The organism is Sinomicrobium endophyticum (assembly GCF_052983315.1).
This window is the reverse complement of record NZ_JBRKIS010000045.1, coordinates 1-17,881: the sequence shown is the minus strand read 5'-3', so window position 1 is coordinate 17,881 and position 17,881 is coordinate 1. Positions and strand designations below refer to the sequence as shown.

Genomic DNA, 17,881 nt, shown 5'->3' with positions numbered 1-17,881 from the left:
GAATTCGTTTAAACTTTTTTCTTTTTGATGGGTTTGAACTTTTTCAAAGCTAACACAATAAAAGCAAGATAGTTAAACCCTGTCCAGCTTGCCACGGTGGTGTCAAACCTGTTTAGTAATGACCGGAAACTGTCCATCCAGGCATTGGTTCGCTCGATGGCATATCGCTGGTCATAAAGTTCTTTGTCAAAATAGTCATCTCTGTCCTTGTCACTGTTACGCCTGTTGAAACAGATATTGGCATTGATTTCCTTTTGGGCACAAGCCTGTCGGAAATCCTTGGAATCAAAGCCCGCATCAGCATTGAGGAACAACCCATCCACACGGAGGTCAGCATCTTCCAGAGTACCAGTGACTACTTCGAACTGCACCTCAATGTTATACAGGTCGTTATGATTGCCGGCAACAGGTTCAGACATAGCTAAAGGTAGTCCCTGCCTTTCGCTAAGGTATAGGGCATTGGTGGTTTTGCGCTTCTTACGGCCTTGGTATTCCACTTGTTCCCCGCCCCTGATGGCCGAGGTGTGACTGCCATCCAGGTCCACACTGGAAAGGTCAAGTTTTGATTTATGGCGGTTGAGGAAGCTCACCCAACAGTCTTTCCAAAAACCGCACAAGCACCATTTCCGGTAATGGTAGTAAACCGATTGCCAACTTAGCACTTTACTGTCAAAAAGGGCTTTTACAGGCACTTGATGCCACTGCACACCGGTCTTGAGCTTGTAGAGGATGGCGTTAACAATCTCAACCAATGGAACGGTCGGGGCAAATCCTCGATGAGTTTTAGGTATGTAAGGAACTATTTCCAATTCTATCGTATCTTTGTCAAGTACAGAGTACATAAAGGGTTGGTTTAGATAATTGTATGTTTCGCAACACAAATATCTTCAACCCTTTTTTATTTTTAAAAAAAGTTTAAACGAGTTCAGTGAAACAACTTGTTCAGGCCAGAGTTAACAAACATCAATCCAAACAATAGATAATTACAAATAAGATCTTGCGTTTCTTTTTTGATTTACTTTAGTGGTTAAAGATCAGGTACTTAATTCGTTTACTCCTGACTTTCTACGAACTGTTTAAAATCAGCGAGGTATTTGCGAACCGGTTTTTTAAAAGCACCGGACATTAGCGGTGCCATGAGTTTCATAATTCCCTTAAACCGGTACTCGGTATCGACAACCAGTTTGGTGCGGTTTTCCGATAGTTTTTCGAAGCGGTTTTCTACCGTATTGAAAACATTCCCCATGTCATATGCCACATTGAATTTTTTTGGTAAGTTGATGGCGGTGATGGTTTCTTCCATTTCTATTTTTCGCTTGCCAGTTTGAAAGGTGAGGCGAGATTTAGCCCCCTGTGTACCGGGCATACCACTGAGGTGCTCTATACTTTGGAATCCTTCCATCCACTCATTGAGGTAATCCGGATTAACAAAAAGCTCAGCCACCTTTTCGTTAGGGCCATCAATTTCTATTGATTCTGAAAATTTCATAATGATATGTTTTTTAGGTTATAAATTCAAGGGTTATTCAGGTAGTTGAGATTAAGCTTGCACGCAACACACAAATATACACAATAAACTGTTTCTTTCAATAAAGTACCTTAATACTAGAAAGTTACAGTGTATATATAGGTTTAAAACATTTTGATGAATTCATTATTTTGCATATCGGAATTGTTGCTTCCGGGTTAAATACTTCTCATGTTTTTTGACAGCTATTAAGTTGCTGTACCCTCCCCATAACAAAGCTCTGATATCAGAGGGATGTACTGAATAATCCTACGATTTTCTACATCTTGCAGAAGAAAAATAAGCGGAGGTGGCTGAGTGCCAGCCGCAGGCTGGTGTATCGAAGCCCCGGCAGCTTTACTGCATTCCTGTTGCAATTCTCCTTTTTACTTTATATTTTTAAAAAGCCTTTTAATCGTACCATTAACCAAATCATATAATTAACCTACCCTAGTTATGGCAAAAGAAACCTATTTGGATTTACAAACTTTGCGCGAGGAAGAAGCGTACAAAGTAGTAGAACGTTTAAGGGGATTTCCCCGCCCCCAATATCCCTTCCCGGATATTACACCTCCCTATTTTCACAAGCTGCGGGAAGAATCCTGTAGATGGATTGACGAAGACTTTGCCTTCCATTCCAAAGCCGCCAGGGAAAAGCATAAAACACATTATTTTACGGATATTAATGCCAGGGCCATGCCCTTCCTTACCTTTGAGGAGCAGATCCCTGTCGGTAGATTCACAGGCACCTTTGCCATGCTGGATGACTACCTGGGCCGTGCCACCGCAGAGGACATTTATATCATGCGGGAAAGGATCCGGGATATACTGATGGGTAAAGAGAAAGAAGAGCCGCAGGATCATGGGGTATACCACCAGGCCTACCTGATCCGAAAAGAATGTCTCCAACTCGGTATGCCCATACGGCAGTTCCATAAGTTTGTCCATGAGATGGATAGCCTTATCTGTGGTTACCAGAACGAAAAGCAATATGTACTGGCCAATACACCGCCGCCGTTTGCTGCCTATACCATCATCCGCGATCTCACGGCTGGAGGTATTCCGTATGCCAAGTATGCCTGTATGCAAAAAAATTACCGTACGCTGCCGGACGAGGTCCTGGACCATCCGCATATACTGACCATTCATACCATAATATCCCGTTTAATAGGATATCATAACGATATTATCTCCCTACCCAAAGAGTTGTGCAGACGAGGGGATGTTATTAATATAGTGCCTGTTCTGATGCACGAACGCAACCTGGACCTGGAAGACGCGTATAGGATGGCCATGCAGATACACGACAATACCCTGAACGAATTTATGATATTGCTGGAACACCTCCCCGATTTTGGTCCGTGGCAGGAGCTTGCTTATGAATATGTAAAGGATTTCGGTATTATGCTACAAGGTGTATGGTCGTGGCATACACGAGGGGATAATAACCGATATACCCAGGGGTGGATCGTGGATTCCGAATTTAGCAGTGACAAATGGGAATGGAAAGACGAGGGAAAAGGCGTATGGAAGTAACCCCGTGGCTTCGATACATTCCGGGCTCTGCCCGGAACGCTCAGCCACCTACGCCTGGGCTGTAAAAGCTTGTATAAACTACATCGAAAAAACCAAGTGGAGATGGCTTCGGTACAACCGCCTTTGTGTCGTCTGAAAAATCATGAGAACTACTTCATTAAAAAAAGTCAAAGCGGAGGTGGCTGAGTGCCCGAGCGCAGCAAAGGGTGTATCGACCCCCCCTCCATATAAGTACCCCGTAAGACAAAAAAATAAAATTTATTAACTTACCCCTACTAAAAAAAACATTTTTTATTATGAAAAACAAATTAACACCCACGGAGTATTTATTCTATCTTCTCGAAGAGGTATTGAAAGAAATCAGAGAATTACAGTCCCCCCGGGAGGATAAAAATGATTACCTGGACAATGCCGACATGCTGCAATTCCTTAAAGTAAGTTACAGTACCCTGCGCCGTATGCGCAAAAACAAGGAAATACCGTATATGAAAATAGGTAAAAAGTATTACTACTCCAGGAAAAAAATAGAAAAAATGCTAGGCTCGGAAGACTAGTATCTCCTTTCTTTTTTTGACCTTAAAACAAAAGTTCTCCCCCTATACTTTTTAATGGTAATACAAGGCATACCCCGTTTTTTAGAACCAATGGTTTTAAGAAGCACAGGATTTTCATGCCTTTTTTTTCCTTCCCGGCGTACCAGGCACATTTTCCTGTTCTTTCCTATTTTTTGTAAGGTTATACTTTAAAAAGAACTTCCATTTATTCGATTCTGCTACCTGTTTTCTCCGGGTTTCCTTCGGGTCACCTTCGGAAAAACATCCATTTTTCCGAACAAACCCCCTGTTTTTCCCGAAGAACTCCCGAAGGAATACAGGAACCCTGTTTGCAAAAACGTGTATTTGTATTCATACGTGTTCAAATGTGTTCAGGGGCATACAACCTGCAGTTTTCTTACATAACTTGGCATTATTGTTTAATTTTTAAAACCATATTTTATGGCAACTATCAGTAAAGGAATCCTTGGCGGATTCTCCGGCAAAGTCGGTAACATCGTAGGCGCCCGCTGGCGCAACAAAGACATTATTCGCAGTAAACCCGGACCCCGGAGCAAACCTCCTACAGATAAGCAATTGTATCAGCAAATGAAGTTTGCCCTGGTCATCAGTTTCCTGCAACCATTACAAGATCTTCAGAGTCGGTATTTCGGTTCGGACCGGGGATCCAAATCGCGTACCAACCTGGCGGTGTCCTACACCATTACCGAAGCCATTGAAGAAGTAGACGGAGAGCCTACCCTGGTGTATAGCAAAGTGCTTATAACCAAGGGCGAGCTTGCCGGCTTCCAGAACGTAGCCCTGGACAACCAGGCCGGCGGCATACTCCAACTGAGTTGGGACGACAACAGCATACAGGGCAATGCCATGCCTACCGATATGGTAAACCTGGTGTGCTATTGTGCCGATACTAACACTTTTGAGCCTTATTTACTACTGGCACAGCGCAGCGATGGCAACGCCACCGCAACACTGCCGGAAGGGTATATAGGCAAGGAAATACAAGTGTGGGCCTTCTTTAACAACGAAGCCCAGGACCGGGCCTGTAACAGCCCCTACCTTGGTGCCATTACCCTGGTATAGACTGCTCACCACACTTATTGGTGTACGGTGGTGGTAACTTCGGTTATTGCTGCCGTTTTTTTGGTTGTATAGGTGATGGGTTTCAATACAATTGCCTACGGCAATCACTCAACCTCCTCTGTCCCATCTGAAAAATATCATGAGAACTACTTCATTAAAAAAACTAAACCGAGGTGGCTGAGTGCCCGAGTGAAACGAAGGGTGTATCGAAGCCCCGGGGAGCATCACCTACGATTTATTAACGGAAATCTTTCCTCACCGATGCAAAGGCCCGGACCGGGAAAGTGCCTACACCTTTGAATTTTGGCGGGACGGCGCTGAATGTAAATCCGTCGCGGGGTAATAGATGTAAATTGCAAAGATGTTCCACAATCAGTATTTCCGCTCCCAGCAGAATAGTATGGACGGGCCTGGTCCTTCCCTGGGTATTGTCTATGTTATGGGCATCGATACCTACCAGTTTTACATTACAATCCTTCAGATATTGCGCAGCACCTTCTGTCAGGTACGGGTGGTTTTCAAAATATTGGTCCGTATTCCAATACCTGTCCCAACCTGTATACACAAGCACGGCCCTGTTTCGGATCTCATAATTTTTCAGGTGTTCTTCTGTAATGGCCCTGGTTTTCTCAAAAGGAACTTTTATTACGGTAGCCTCCAGATCGGTGAAGCTGTCCAGGCTAACTTCTGACAGATCCTTTCCGTTTTCAAAGCGATGAAAAGGGCAATCGATATACGTTCCTGTGTTGGCAACCATGTCTATTTTACCGATCTGGAAGGCCGTGCCTTCCTCGTAGTATTGCCTGGACTCTTCCCTGCTTAGATAATCGCAAATAATGGGTGCGGGTAAGCCTTTATACGTAATAAGTCCGTCCTCGATAGTATGGCTTAAATCAATAAGAAGGTCACCCTCTGCTTTTTGGTTTACTGGCTTTCTTTTATGAGGTTCGGTTAAAATCTGCTTGTTGTATATTTTCGTCTGTCCAACCATAAGAAGTCTTAAGTCTTCTACGATGTGGTCGGCAAGTTCTTTGTCCGAAATATCATTGCCTATAATATCCAGCCTGAAATCCTCACCTTTGATACTGCCACCGTTGGTGAAGTATATTTCAAAATCAAATTTTACTCTTTTATCCATATGAATTATTTTGGGACAAAGATGATAAAGCTTAAATTTTATCCACTTGACTTATATCAATTTGTCCGATTCTTTTTGTTCTGATCCGGCTTAATGTTTCCGGGCTTATACCGAGATAGGATGCAATATGGAAAAGAGGTATCCTGTTTTCTGCTTGCGGAAACCGGGAAAGGAAATAAAAATATCGTTCCGTAGCATCATGTAGTAAAAATGAACTTTCCCTTCTGCATTTTTTAATAAATTCTTCTTCCAGTATCTTATGGGTAAGACCGTACCATTTGTTATCCAGGTTCAATAACCGGTCTATTGCGGTTTTTGGTATGGTCACCATTTCGCAATCTTCCAGGCATTGAAAATTAAGTTTGGTCTTCTCGCCGGTTATAAAACTTGTCCATGCGGTTAAAAAACTGTTTTCAAAGAAAAACTCCGTGTTAATTTCTTTATGATCCTTAGTATAGAAACTTCTTACCGTACCTTTTTGCAGAAAATAGAAGTCGCTTACGCTGGTATTTTCTTTTATTAAAAATCCTGCATCCGCCAAACCCAAAAGTTTAGTCTCAGACATTAAAAATTCTTTTTCACTATCTGACAAATCAAATAATGAAGTTATTTTTTGAAACAATGAATTGAAGTCGGAGGCTATCAAAAGCGTGCTATTGGTTTTAAAATTGGTGCCGATATTATGCTATGCGCAATTTACATTTTTTTCAAATACCTTGGTGCATGATAAACCGGGGCTTCGGTGCATTCCGGGCTACGCCCGGAACACTCAGCCACCTTTGTGTAGTCTGAAAATGTTATGAGAACTACTTTATAAAAAAGCATGTGCGTTAAAAATATACTAATCCGGATATTGAAGCACACTTAAACCATAGAAATTCATTATATTAATAGAAATAAACAGATCCGCGGACCGGCATGTTTAGAAGAATCGTTAAACACATAAGGAAATGATTATTTTAAACCGCAAAAGTTCTGTCTGCCCCTAAAAAACCATAAAAAATTAAACCGATGAAAACACCTATAGTATCTATAAGCCTATTGCTGATATTTTTTGTTTTTGGCAGTTGTAAAAACGATAAAAAACCTTCCAGGGAGGAAAGGAAAGAAATAGCCAGGACTAATGATTCCGTAACCGTCACTACTGCTGTGGGCGATATTGTGCTTCCACCGCCTTATGCTACGAAGTCGGTGACTAAAGAGAGTAAATTGGTGGAATGGGAAGAAAACCAGACTCCCAAGGCCCCGGAAGGCTTTACCGTTTCCCGGTTTGCAGATGAACTGGACAGCCCGCGCTGGACCTATATAGCACCCAATGGTGATTACTTTGTAGCAGAATCCAACACCAAAAACAGTGCAGACCGCATTACCTTACTACGTGACACCAATGGGGATGGCGATCCTGATTTGCGTGAAGTATTCCTGGAAAATCTTCATCAACCCCTGGGCATGCTGGTTTTGAACAATTATTTTTATGTAGCCAATACAGACGGCCTTTACCGTTATCCTTATACCGAAGGAGTTACCAAACTGGAAACCGAGGGCGAAAAGATCGTGGAGCTTTCCGCCAGCGGTTATAACAACCACTGGACCCGTAATATTATCAGCAATCCCGAAGGGAGCAAAATATACATTTCGGTAGGTTCAGCCAGTAATGCGGGCGAGCAGGGAATGGAAAAAGAACAGGGCCGGGCGTTGATCTTTGAAGTAAACCCCGACGGAAGTGAAAAAAGAGTTTATGCTTCGGGCTTACGCAATCCTGTAGGTATGGACTGGAATCCCGTGACCGGTGACCTCTGGACTGCCGTAAACGAAAGAGATGAACTGGGCGATGATCTGGTGCCTGATTACGCCACCAGTGTACAAGAGGAAAGCTGGTACGGATGGCCGTATTCTTATTTCGGACAAATCCGCGACCCGCGCTGGAAAGACGATCCTCACCCGGAACTGGTGAAAAAAGCCATCGTCCCCGATGTACCCCTGGGTAACCATACGGCTTCCCTGGGATTTACGTTTTACGATGCAAAGACTTTTCCTGTGAAATACAGAAACGGAGCATTTGTAGGACAGCACGGTTCATGGAACCGGTCTGTCCTCAGTGGCTATAAGGTAGTTTTTATTCCCTTTAAGGGCGGAAATCCTCAACCCCCGGAAGATTTCCTGACCGGGTTTATTGCCAATAAGAGCAAAAATGAAGTGTATGGCCGCCCGGTGGGGGTCGCCGTAACTCCCCTGGGCGATCTCCTGGTGAATGATGACGAAGCAGGTATTATATGGCGGGTCAGTGCTGATAAATAACTCTTTATATCTATACCCGGATACACTTATGTTGCTGCCTTTTCTTTTAGCCGTTCTATTTCCTTGTTTAAGGTTTGCTTTTCTGCCTTTGATTTTGTCAGCCTTATAGCCTTTTTGTAATGGTCGATAGCTTTGTGGTTATGCAACCCTGTATACAAATACCCAAGTAATTCGTGATAGTAATTGCTTTCGGCCAGGTATAATTCTTCGGCTTCACGGATGGCTTTTTTAGGTCCGTATACTTTAGAAAAGGCAAACACCCGGTTCAATGCGGTTACGGGTGAATATTCTATGAGGATCAGCCGGTTGTATAATTGTAAAATATGCTGCCACTTGTTTTGGTCTGTAGAAGCGGTATGCCAATATGCAATACCTGCTTCCAGGTGATATTTTGAGATTTCCGTTCCGTTGGTAGCCTCTACCAAATAATAATTACCTTTTTCTATGAGTGATTTGTCCCACATGCTTTTGTCCTGTTCGTCAAAAAGTATGGTTTCTCCTTTGTCATTCGTCCTTGCTTCTAATCGCGAACTCTGAAAGCACATTAAAGCCAGCAAAGCATTGGTTTGTGGTATGTTTGTCCATGGGTTTTCGGTGAGCACCACTGCCAGCCTTACTGCTTCGGAGCAGAGCTCTTTCCGAATAAGCCGGTTGTTGGTTTTGGAAAAATAACCCTCATTAAACAGCAGGTACAAGGTTTTTAAAACGGTGTCTAACCTCGACTGCATCTCTGCTTCTGTTAATCTATTGATCTGGAAATTATCGTTGCGAAGGTTATTTCTGGCCCGGAGTAACCGTTTTTTAATAGTTTCGGTCTTCGTCAGAAAAGCATTGGCTATTTCTTCCACACTAAACCCACAGAGGATTTGGAGGGCTAATGCAATCTGGCTCTGCCTGGTGTTTGCAGGATTGCAGACTGCAAAAATCATGGCTAGCTGGCTGTTTGCAATCTGCTGATGGTTAAACTCAAACTCTTCCTGTTCTACCTCACCGGGCTTTAAGGTTGGTTTTATTTGCGTCTCCAAAACATTCAGGCGTTTGAAATAATCCCTGGCCTTGTTCCCGGCTACTGTATAAAGCCAGGCTTCGGGATTGTCGGGTACGCCGTTAACGGCCCAGTGTTCGGAAGCTTTTAAAAAGGTATCGCTGGCAATATCTTCGGCAATCTCTATGTGTTTTAAACCAAAATGACGGCACAGAACAGCCGTCATTTTTGCATATTCCTGCCGGAACAGGTGAGGTAAAAGTTCGTTATATGATGGTGATTTTTCCAATACTAATCCCGTTTCAGAACTTCCCGGACTTCTATGTTTCCGCCAATTTTAAAAATCGGGTTCTCTTTTGCTATTACTATTGCTTCCTCTATGTTTTCGGCTTTAACAACAATATAGCCACTTATAAATTCTTTAATTTCCGTGTAAGGCCCGTCTGTTACCACATTACCGGGTTTTACTGTTTTTGCGCTTCCCGGGGCAGGTAGTAGTGTATTTCCTTTGTCCACCAGTTTGTTTTGTGCGGCAATACTGCCCAGCCAGTTCATCCGCTCCTGCATTTGCTCGGGCGAAGGCTTGAAGTCGGCCATGTCTTTCAGTCTGAAGATTAATGCAAATTCTTTCATGGTTTAATATTTTTATAATTTACCTTAATGACGATTGACATTCCAAAACGGGGACAGGTATTTTATTATTTTTTTCAGGTTATACATACTTAAAACGGCTTATATAATAATTCCCTGCCTTGGGGCATACATCGGAAATCCCGAAAAACTTTTTTCGACACAAGCCTACCTGACGGTAGGCAGGCGTCGGGGCATCTTAGATCTCACTTGGTGCGTAAACCCTAATATACAATTTTTTCCGGCAAGCAAGGGTTTTGACATAGTCCGAAAATGTTATGAGAACTACTTTATTAAAAAAAGTCAAAACAACTACAAAAAGCCTAAGCAAAGGCGGCTGAGTGCCCCAGCGAAGCGAAGGGTGTATCGAAGCCCCGGGATTTTTCTATATTTGGGGCCTGGAAAACAATAATGGAGACCAAAGCCATATTTTCCATAATAGGGAGGTAACCACCTGGAAAGAAACAAAGCCCCGGGTGACAGGCAGACACTACTAAAACCCAACGCATAAAACATGAACAAACCATTAAAGCAAAGTATCCTGGTTTCTTATCTGATAGGAGCTCCTATAGGAATCTTTACCGTAATTGCAATCCTCTGGGGGCCTGTATTGCTCACTGGTGAAGGGATACTGACTATGGTTATTGCCGGCGCATACGGAATACCGGCTGCGGGGCTTTTAACAGCTTTCCTCATAGCGCTGTGGTTCGGTGGAAAATCGGCTTATGAGCATACTCGCCGGGGAAATCCGTTATTAATGGTCTCCTCCAGGTATTCACTACAGATCAATGCTATGATCTGGGGTGTTTTTTGTATCCTTCTCGGGGTAATGTTCAAGGAAAATAGTCTCGTATTTATGCTCCCCGCATTTGTAGCCTTTTTTGCATGCACGGGGATAACTACATTTACCATAGGTCTTTGGATAGCATATCTCATTCGGCACATACATCGCAAGCATAATTCCCCCGGAAATACTGTCATTCCGGGCAGGACATATGCATAACCCTCCTCTCCCGGGCCATGAGAAACCCCGATACCCGGTAAAGGTGTAAAGAAATGACATGAAGCGTTTTAAAAAAGAATGCTAATTGCGTCCGGTAATAAACCGCCACATGTTGGATAAGGAAAATCTCTTTGAACTTAATCTTTTCTCCTCTACAAAGAACGAATGTGCAGGTTCGGTTGCTTTTGAACTCATATCATTTGCAACCTTCGAAGGAATACAGGATACATTCTCTTCTACACCATTTTCAATACCCTCCGGTTTATTTGTTTTGTTATGCATAACTTTTTTGTGACAGGTAGTTTCTTTCCGCTTCATTTATCGATTACCCGGCAGGTAAAGTGGACCACAGGAGATTCTGTTTTGGCCCGTTCCGGCTACCGATACCGAATAATCGAAACAAAAGTAAACCTGGGAAGCATATAAAAAGGAGCACTCTAAGGAATGATACCTGTTTCCGGACGGTAAATACATAAAAAATCACAAAACAATGATTTACACATCACAAAAAACGGAACCACTGCCAATAAAAAGTCTTGTTGTAAGATGTGATACTTTGTTTTTCTAAAAGTATTTTATTGTTTTTGCCGGTACTCGGAAGGTGTAAGGCCGGTGTGGTTTTTAAAAACCCTGTTGAAGGTGGTTTTACTTTTAAAACCCGATTCGTAAGCAATAGCCAGGATCTTCGAATTGTTGAATCGGGAGCTTTTGATGTGTTTCTGGGCTTCGTTGACCCGGTATATATTCATGAAATTATAAAAATTCTGTTCGAAGCATAAGGTTAAAACCTCCGAAAGATGATTGTTGCTCATACCTAATTTTGATGCTAATTGAGGATGATTAATATCGGGGTCAAGAAAAGGTTTCTCCTTTTCCATATATTCGAGAATACGGGCCATATATTTTTTCCTGTTTGCTTCAGTAAGGGAGGAGTTTTTGTATTGTGGTTTGGGATTTGTTATTTTTTCATCGAGATGTTTTTGTTCTACTTTTTCGGCCATGTCCTGCATTCGTATTTTTAATGCTTTATGCTGGTCCTGGATGGCCACGTAGTTTTTTAATAAATCTAATCTTTCGCGTTCCGTCTGCTTCCGCTTCCGGATATAAAAAAACAATAAACCTGTTAACGCGATAAGTACTGCGCTACCTGTAAACAGGATGCCCTTTTTTTGGCCTTGCAAAAAGGTGAGTTGTTTGTCCTTTTTTCCGATAATCTCTCTTTGAACCGTTGTTTCGTTTTTTAAATCCAGTGTAGAGGCATTGGATATCTCTTTCATGTTTATTTCCAGCATTTCGGAATACCGTTTCTGGGCTTTATAGGAGGCTTCGTGATGGCCCTGCATTTCATAAACTTCGGCAAGGTACAGGTAGCAGTCCATTTCAATTTGTATGTATCCCTGGGCTCCGGCAATCTTTTTTGCTTCTTTAAAATGGGTTACCGCTTTTTCCCTTGCCCCGGTTCTTAAGTATGCCACTCCCATATTAAACAGGGACATGGCCTTTCTTTTTGTAGGCCCTTCTCCTTCTATCCATGCAAGTGAAGCAACACCGGCCTCTATAGCCTTGTCGTACTCTTTTAGTTTTACATAAGAACTACCTATATTATTGAGTGCCGTGGCTACGACATTATCGTCGTTTATAGCCATCCCCATGGTTTTGACCTGTAGTAAATAGTCCAGTGATTTTTGTTCATCCTTCAAATGGGAATAACTTAACGCCAGCCCATTATAGGCTGCTATTTTAATCAATTCGGGGACTTCTTGCGACCGGGACCGGATAAGGATAGAATCCATAATATCTATCGCTTTTTGATAGGCTCCTATTCGGTTATAAGTATTCCCTATATTAACCAATATGCGTGTTTTGGTTATATGGTTATCAGAAATCAATTCACATTTGTCCAACGCCCTGTTATAATACGTCAATGCTTTTTCAAAGGCGTCTATTCGGTTGTAGTAAATAGCCTGGTTGACAATAGCTCTTACCTCCATTTCCCGGAGATTGTATTGTTGTGCTACCTGAAGAAGGGAATCACTGTATTTTTTGTGAAGTTCATAGGCCCCTTTATAATAATGTTCCTGAAGTAACTGTAAATAAGTGTCCGCCCGGTTTTGTGCAAAAGCCAGATTGCTTTCTCTTTGTTCGAAGGTATTTTTCTCCTGCGCCCAGCAAACAACCTGGAAGAATATAAAAAAAATGATGATCTTATTATGCATGCTCATTTTTAAGGATGCAAAAATACATAACAATTCTGGTTACAGAATATAAACTATTCTCAGGACCCCAAGAAACTTCCCGGTTTTATTTGTGGGCCTGGTAATGCCCAGGGAATAAAGTCTGTTTCACCAGGTTCCGGACCGGGCGTGAAAAATGGCTGTCTATCTTTTTAATGAAGGCGGAACCATACTGCTACAAAGGGAGAGACCCATGGCCACATGTGTTTTTAAAACACGGGGCGGGTAACGCCCCGTGCTAATTTCAAAAGAAACCCGCAACTAACTCAAATACTAACTTCCATGAGAACAAAAAGTTTAGTCAACTACCTATGGTCCCGACAATTACCTGGATTGCCCCGAGGTAATTGACTTTTCGCCGTGTTACATCTATCATACTTCTGAATACCATGCAATAATTCACCGCGTTCTATTTACGGGGCACCAATACGCCCTCTACGATATCTGCATTTTTACGCATTATGGCAGCAGTTTCTTTAATATCCTCTTCGCCAATAGCATGGACAGTCGTAATATATTCGTCAAGGGTCCGGATCTCTCTTCCGTAAAAAACATATGAGGTTAATACACGCATCCAGTAGCCGTTATTGTTAACCGCCTCTTTACGTGTCTTGATCAAAGATTCCTTAACTTCCGTGAACTTTTTAGCATCTACGTTTTCCGAAAGTTTATCCACTTCGTCATACACTACCTTCACCAGTTTATCCACCATATCCGGGTTACAATCAAAACGTACGGACATGGAATACTCCGCTTTCGGAATATCGTTTAAAAAGGCCGATACTCCCACACCGTAGCTTCCTCCTTCTTCTTCACGGATCACCTCGTGGCAGCTCTTCTGTAACAATTCACCTACCATACCGACTTTTAAACTGTTTTTAAAATCATAGTCCATATTTCCTTTGAAAACCATATTGACCGTGGCTTGCGGGGTTTCCATTTCTTCTACGACTCTTACTACTGTTTTTCCTTTGGAAGGCACGTAATTGTGGTCAATATACTTCTCTGTTCTATTTCCCGGCTTTATGTTTCCAATATATTTCCGGGCAAGTTTTAACAATTGCTCTTCATCAATGTCTCCCACAAACACAAAGGTGAAATCATCTATACCCCGAAACCGGTCGGTATAGATCTTCTCTAATTTTTCAAAGTCTATCTGATCGAGAAATCCGCGATTAAATACCAGGGTTCGTTCGTGATGTGCTGTCAGGGCCAGGGACATGGAATCTTGTAAAACACTCTTTTTATTTTTTTGCTTCTGTTCCAGGTTTTTAGTAAAAAGTTCTATCGCTACCTCATAAGCTTCCTGGTCAAACCTGGGGGCTTCGAAGCTGAGATAGATTTTTTGGAACAATACTTCTATATCCGACCTGGTACTGTTTCCGGATAAGGATTCGGATAATTCACTTATAGAAAGCCCCAGGGATGTGTCTGTACCGGCGAGTTTCTTACCCAGATCTATTTTATTGAAATTTCCCAACCCGGATTGTGAGGCTACATAGGTGGCTACATCTGCAGAGGGCAACAAGTCTTTACTCAGCAGAGAACTTCCTCCCGGGCTGTATGCCGTGAGGTAAATCTGGTCTTTATCATAAGCCGTAGGAAAAATAACCACCTCTGCCCCATTGCCGAGTGTATACCGGCGTGCATCAATGCCGGGAATTTCCGTTGTCTTTACTACCGGTATTTCTTTGAGATCGGCAGTAATCAAAGGGATGTCGTCCGAATTGTCCGTGTACGGGTCCGGGGTCAAAGCTTTCACCTTATTATAAACCTCCAGGAATTCGTCTTTACCGGGGTGGGGTTTTTCGGAAGAACCTTTCAGAGCAATGACAATATCTTCCTCTTTGTAAATACCTGCCATATATGCCAAAATATCTTTATTGGTAATCGTCTCCAGGCGATCCACCACATAATTTACATGCCAGGTGATGTCCGGTAAGGGAGTTTGAATAAAGAAATGCTGATAGATACTCTGCGCATAGGAGTCACTGCTGATCTTGTCTTTATTTTTTAAATAGGAGATATTGCTGTTTTTGATAGATAACTTCGCTCTTTGGAGTTCACTTTCCGTTGCTCCGTGTTTTACCAATCTCAGAAGTTCGGTCAGGGCAAGTTCAAAACTCTCCAGTTCCTTATCGGTCTTCGGCTGAATGTACAACCCCATAATATCGAGAGGCCTTACAAAGTTCGAATACGAATAACTGACAGATAGTGCGGGACACGTTTTTTTAACGGTCTGTTCTTTAAGCCTGTTATTCAATACATACGATACTACACTATTTACGATATCATTGTCCAGGTAGTCATATCCCTTCAGGTTCTTGCTCTTATTCCTTATAATAAATTCGACACTGGTATTGCCGATTTCCTTGTCCAGCGATTCCATAAAGGTAATGTCTCCATCCAGGGATACGTCAAAGGGTTTACGTTCGGGAAGTCCTTTTTTAAGGGGAATGGAGGAAAATACTTCTTTGATCTTCGTTTCTATAACATCCACGTCTATATCTCCCACAACGATGACGGCCTGCTGGTCTGGACGGTACCACCTTTTATAATAATCCCGCAATTCGTCGTATTTAAAATTATTGACCACGGACATGAGACCGATGGGCATACGGTCGGCATACACAGAGCCTTTAAGTACCCCCTGGGTCCAAACCTTTTCCGCAACCCTGAAACCGGGAGTATTCCTGGTTCGCCATTCTTCATTGATCACTCCTCTTTCCGCATCGATCTCTTTCTCCGTAAGGGAAAGGGAACCCGACCAATCGTGCAGAACCAGCAAGGTGGAATCGAGAAGTTTCTCATTGGTCACCGGAACCTTACTGATATTATAAACTGTTTCGTCGAAGGAAGTAAACGCGTTGATCTCCGAACCAAATTGTATACCGTTCTTTTCCAGGTATTCCAGCATGTTTTTTTCCGGAAAGTGTTCAAGCCCGTTAAAAGCCATGTGTTCGAGAAAGTGTGCCAGCCCCCTCTGGGATTCTGTTTCCAGGACAGACCCCACGTTCTGGGCAAAATAGAAGGAGGCTCTTTCTTTGGGTTCTTCATTGTGTTTGATATAATAAATCATCCCGTTCGGCAGGACTCCCTGCCGAACGGAAGGGTCGAAAGGGACTTCCTTTTTTGTCTGGGCGTTAAGACAAACACCCGATAACAAGAACAAGCTTATAGTCCTAAATATTTTCATGTGTCCTTTTTTAATTGTTTTCAATCGGTTAGTACTTGTTCCGACAGATCATCGGGAAGTTTTTATAAACGGTTAATGGGAATTGCATAGGTATGCTATTTTTTTAAAATATGACAAAAATTATTTTAATCGGGTTTCTCGGAAAATCAAATCAGCCCTATTATTATATACCCCTAACACGTCTAAAAGTCCCAGTATTTTTAGTTAAAATCTTGAAAAAAATTATTTTGTCACCGATATTCCTTTTTTTGAGCCGGTTGTAATAGGTTTCGGTATCGGTGTATTGCTGCGGTAAACCATGGAGCAGTTTCAGGTTGGCTCCCCTAATCTTTCAAAGTGACACTGTTTGACCGAAACAGGTGGCGCCATCACTCCGAAATAACTGATATTTCCAAAATCAAGTCGAATTCCAGCATGATAGTGTAGGTTTCCCTAAGAACAGGACCGTTATTAATTCAAATTATTAACTTTAAATTCACGCTGTCGCAATGAAACACAGTAAGTTTAGCGAGAGTCAAGTCCTAAAGACCTTTAAGGAAAATGGACAAGGAGAATTGGTAAGTGATCTATCGAAAAGGTTCATTTACGGTGTGAGAGTTTTAAGGGGTTTACCTACTCTTATCTTTATTCTATTCAATATCAGGAGACCAATGAGGGTCTAAAGATTTACCGTGACCTTTAGGACATTTTCCATATCCAAAAGCAGAGGAACGCCAGTGCTTACTACAATAAAATTTGCCACAGCCTACGCAATAACCTGCCATATCGTAAAATTGTTCTCTAATTTTAATAGGGTTATATGGTTCGGTAAATGCATCTATTAAATCTGATTTTCGTTTCAAATCAATGGGATCTCCTATATATCCATTACTTCCGCCAGGTCCAGAATATACCAAATAATCAGATTCGAAATCTCTGAATTTTTCGTATTGAGCGTAGTCCTCAGCACTCCATTTTATGGCTTCTTTAGGGTATGCATTTGGTTCGACAATTTCAATTTTCGCAGCTGAATTTTTGCACTCGGAACACATTGGATCCAAACAGGTTGATTTTATGTTAACTTCTTTCTTCATTTTCAGTTTAAAGATATTCATTTGGTCTTATTTCATGAAGTGATTTAAACTTTTTTTAAAAATAAAAAAGGGTTGAAGATATTTGTGTTGCGAAACATACAATTATCAAAACCAACCCTTTATGTACTCTGTACTTGACAAAGATACGATAGAATTGGAAATAGTGCCATACATACCTAAGACTCATTGAGGATTTGCTCCGACGGTTCCATTAGTTGAGATTGTTAACGCCATCCTTTACAAGCTCAAAACGGGTGTCCAGTGGCATCAATTGCCTGTAAAAGCCCTTTTCGACAGTAAAGTGCTCAGTTGGCAATCCGTTTACTACCATTACCGGAAATGGTGCCTGTGCGGGTTTTGGAAGGACTGTTGGGTAATCTTCCTGAACCGGCATAAATCAAAACTCGACCTTTCCAGTGTGGACCTGGATGGTAGTCATACCTGGGCCATCAGGGGTGGGGAACAAGTAGAATACCAAGCCCGTAAGAAACATAAAACCACCAATGCTCTGTACCTTAGTGAAAGGCAGGGACTACCTTTAGCTATGTCCGAACCCGTGGCAGGCAACCATAACGACCTGTATAACATCGAGGTGCAATTTGAAGTGGTCACTGGTACGTTGAAAGATGCTGAGTTGAGCATAG

Annotated in this window: 15 protein-coding genes; 6 read left to right on the top strand and 9 right to left on the bottom strand. The window is 42.2% G+C overall.

What is annotated here, in order from left to right; translation table 11 throughout:
• Positions 1 to 8 precede the first annotated feature (8 nt).
• Together ACVBDU_RS19230 and ACVBDU_RS19225 are read right to left on the bottom strand one after the other, a co-directional pair.
• A complete protein-coding gene (locus ACVBDU_RS19230) occupies positions 9 to 842 on the bottom strand; it encodes an IS5 family transposase (RefSeq protein WP_447177729.1) in 834 nt (277 codons plus the stop codon).
• Positions 843 to 1,051: 209 nt separating this feature from the next.
• Positions 1,052 to 1,489, bottom strand: a complete 438-nt coding sequence (locus tag ACVBDU_RS19225; protein ID WP_447181339.1) for an SRPBCC family protein — start codon at positions 1,487 to 1,489, stop codon at positions 1,052 to 1,054.
• A 474-nt stretch (positions 1,490 to 1,963) separates the two neighbouring features.
• Between ACVBDU_RS19225 and ACVBDU_RS19220 the strand changes: the two genes are divergently transcribed.
• From ACVBDU_RS19220 to ACVBDU_RS19210, 3 genes are all read left to right on the top strand, one after another.
• Positions 1,964 to 3,043 (top strand): terpene synthase family protein, encoded by a 1,080-nt coding sequence (locus tag ACVBDU_RS19220; RefSeq protein WP_447181338.1) that lies wholly within the window; start codon positions 1,964 to 1,966, stop codon positions 3,041 to 3,043.
• 296 nt (positions 3,044 to 3,339) lie between these two features.
• The gene (locus ACVBDU_RS19215) at positions 3,340 to 3,597 is read left to right on the top strand and encodes a helix-turn-helix domain-containing protein (RefSeq protein WP_447181337.1); all 258 of its coding nucleotides are present in this window, start codon (positions 3,340 to 3,342) and stop codon (positions 3,595 to 3,597) included.
• Between the two features lie 441 nt (positions 3,598 to 4,038).
• Positions 4,039 to 4,680, top strand: a complete 642-nt coding sequence (locus tag ACVBDU_RS19210; protein WP_447181336.1) for a DUF6266 family protein — start codon at positions 4,039 to 4,041, stop codon at positions 4,678 to 4,680.
• Positions 4,681 to 4,918: 238 nt separating this feature from the next.
• Here ACVBDU_RS19210 and ACVBDU_RS19205 read toward each other — a convergent pair whose 3' ends face one another.
• On the bottom strand, positions 4,919 to 5,818 hold the full coding sequence (locus ACVBDU_RS19205; RefSeq protein WP_447181335.1) for a cyclase family protein: 900 nt from the start codon (positions 5,816 to 5,818) through the stop codon (positions 4,919 to 4,921).
• A 31-nt stretch (positions 5,819 to 5,849) separates the two neighbouring features.
• The gene (locus ACVBDU_RS19200; protein WP_447181334.1) at positions 5,850 to 6,383 is read right to left on the bottom strand and encodes a Crp/Fnr family transcriptional regulator; all 534 of its coding nucleotides are present in this window, start codon (positions 6,381 to 6,383) and stop codon (positions 5,850 to 5,852) included.
• A gap of 446 nt (positions 6,384 to 6,829) precedes the next feature.
• Here ACVBDU_RS19200 and ACVBDU_RS19195 point away from each other — a divergent pair, with 446 nt between their 5' ends.
• Positions 6,830 to 8,116: a PQQ-dependent sugar dehydrogenase gene (locus ACVBDU_RS19195; protein WP_447181333.1), complete on the top strand. Its 1,287-nt coding sequence runs from the start codon at positions 6,830 to 6,832 to the stop codon at positions 8,114 to 8,116.
• Positions 8,117 to 8,142: 26 nt separating this feature from the next.
• Here the strand turns inward: ACVBDU_RS19195 and ACVBDU_RS19190 are convergent, their stop codons facing one another.
• Entirely contained in the window at positions 8,143 to 9,390 is a 1,248-nt protein-coding gene (locus ACVBDU_RS19190; protein WP_447181332.1) for an RNA polymerase sigma factor, read from the bottom strand.
• Between the two features lie 2 nt (positions 9,391 to 9,392).
• Entirely contained in the window at positions 9,393 to 9,734 is a 342-nt protein-coding gene (locus ACVBDU_RS19185) for a YciI family protein (RefSeq protein ID WP_447181331.1), read from the bottom strand.
• A gap of 511 nt (positions 9,735 to 10,245) precedes the next feature.
• Here ACVBDU_RS19185 and ACVBDU_RS19180 point away from each other — a divergent pair.
• Positions 10,246 to 10,734 (top strand): hypothetical protein, encoded by a 489-nt coding sequence (locus ACVBDU_RS19180; RefSeq protein ID WP_447181330.1) that lies wholly within the window; start codon positions 10,246 to 10,248, stop codon positions 10,732 to 10,734.
• 575 nt (positions 10,735 to 11,309) lie between these two features.
• On the opposite strand, the gene ACVBDU_RS19175 is transcribed toward ACVBDU_RS19180, so the two are convergent.
• From ACVBDU_RS19175 to ACVBDU_RS19165, 3 genes are all read right to left on the bottom strand, one after another.
• On the bottom strand, positions 11,310 to 12,950 hold the full coding sequence (locus ACVBDU_RS19175) for a tetratricopeptide repeat protein (RefSeq protein ID WP_447181329.1): 1,641 nt from the start codon (positions 12,948 to 12,950) through the stop codon (positions 11,310 to 11,312).
• 427 nt (positions 12,951 to 13,377) lie between these two features.
• Entirely contained in the window at positions 13,378 to 16,164 is a 2,787-nt protein-coding gene (locus ACVBDU_RS19170) for a M16 family metallopeptidase (RefSeq protein ID WP_447181328.1), read from the bottom strand.
• A 629-nt stretch (positions 16,165 to 16,793) separates the two neighbouring features.
• A complete protein-coding gene (locus ACVBDU_RS19165; protein WP_447181327.1) occupies positions 16,794 to 17,237 on the bottom strand; it encodes a hypothetical protein in 444 nt (147 codons plus the stop codon).
• Between the two features lie 220 nt (positions 17,238 to 17,457).
• Here ACVBDU_RS19165 and ACVBDU_RS19160 point away from each other — a divergent pair.
• Positions 17,458 to 17,881: transposase (locus tag ACVBDU_RS19160; RefSeq protein ID WP_447181340.1), on the top strand; the 424-nt coding region annotated here is incomplete at its 3' end.

Bases quoted from the DNA above. Each gene is read 5' to 3' on its own strand.
- ACVBDU_RS19205 (WP_447181335.1), bottom strand. From the start codon at position 5,818: ATGGATAAAAGAGTAAAATTTGATTTTGAAATATACTTCACCAACGGT.
- ACVBDU_RS19175 (WP_447181329.1), bottom strand. From the start codon at position 12,950: ATGCATAATAAGATCATCATTTTTTTTATATTCTTCCAGGTTGTTTGC.
- ACVBDU_RS19215 (WP_447181337.1), top strand. From the start codon at position 3,340: ATGAAAAACAAATTAACACCCACGGAGTATTTATTCTATCTTCTCGAA.
- ACVBDU_RS19195 (WP_447181333.1), top strand. From the start codon at position 6,830: ATGAAAACACCTATAGTATCTATAAGCCTATTGCTGATATTTTTTGTT.
- ACVBDU_RS19230 (WP_447177729.1), bottom strand. From the start codon at position 842: ATGTACTCTGTACTTGACAAAGATACGATAGAATTGGAAATAGTTCCT.
- ACVBDU_RS19225 (WP_447181339.1), bottom strand. From the start codon at position 1,489: ATGAAATTTTCAGAATCAATAGAAATTGATGGCCCTAACGAAAAGGTG.
- ACVBDU_RS19210 (WP_447181336.1), top strand. From the start codon at position 4,039: ATGGCAACTATCAGTAAAGGAATCCTTGGCGGATTCTCCGGCAAAGTC.
- ACVBDU_RS19180 (WP_447181330.1), top strand. From the start codon at position 10,246: ATGAACAAACCATTAAAGCAAAGTATCCTGGTTTCTTATCTGATAGGA.
- ACVBDU_RS19185 (WP_447181331.1), bottom strand. From the start codon at position 9,734: ATGAAAGAATTTGCATTAATCTTCAGACTGAAAGACATGGCCGACTTC.
- ACVBDU_RS19200 (WP_447181334.1), bottom strand. From the start codon at position 6,383: ATGTCTGAGACTAAACTTTTGGGTTTGGCGGATGCAGGATTTTTAATA.
- ACVBDU_RS19165 (WP_447181327.1), bottom strand. From the start codon at position 17,237: ATGAAGAAAGAAGTTAACATAAAATCAACCTGTTTGGATCCAATGTGT.
- ACVBDU_RS19170 (WP_447181328.1), bottom strand. From the start codon at position 16,164: ATGAAAATATTTAGGACTATAAGCTTGTTCTTGTTATCGGGTGTTTGT.
- ACVBDU_RS19220 (WP_447181338.1), top strand. From the start codon at position 1,964: ATGGCAAAAGAAACCTATTTGGATTTACAAACTTTGCGCGAGGAAGAA.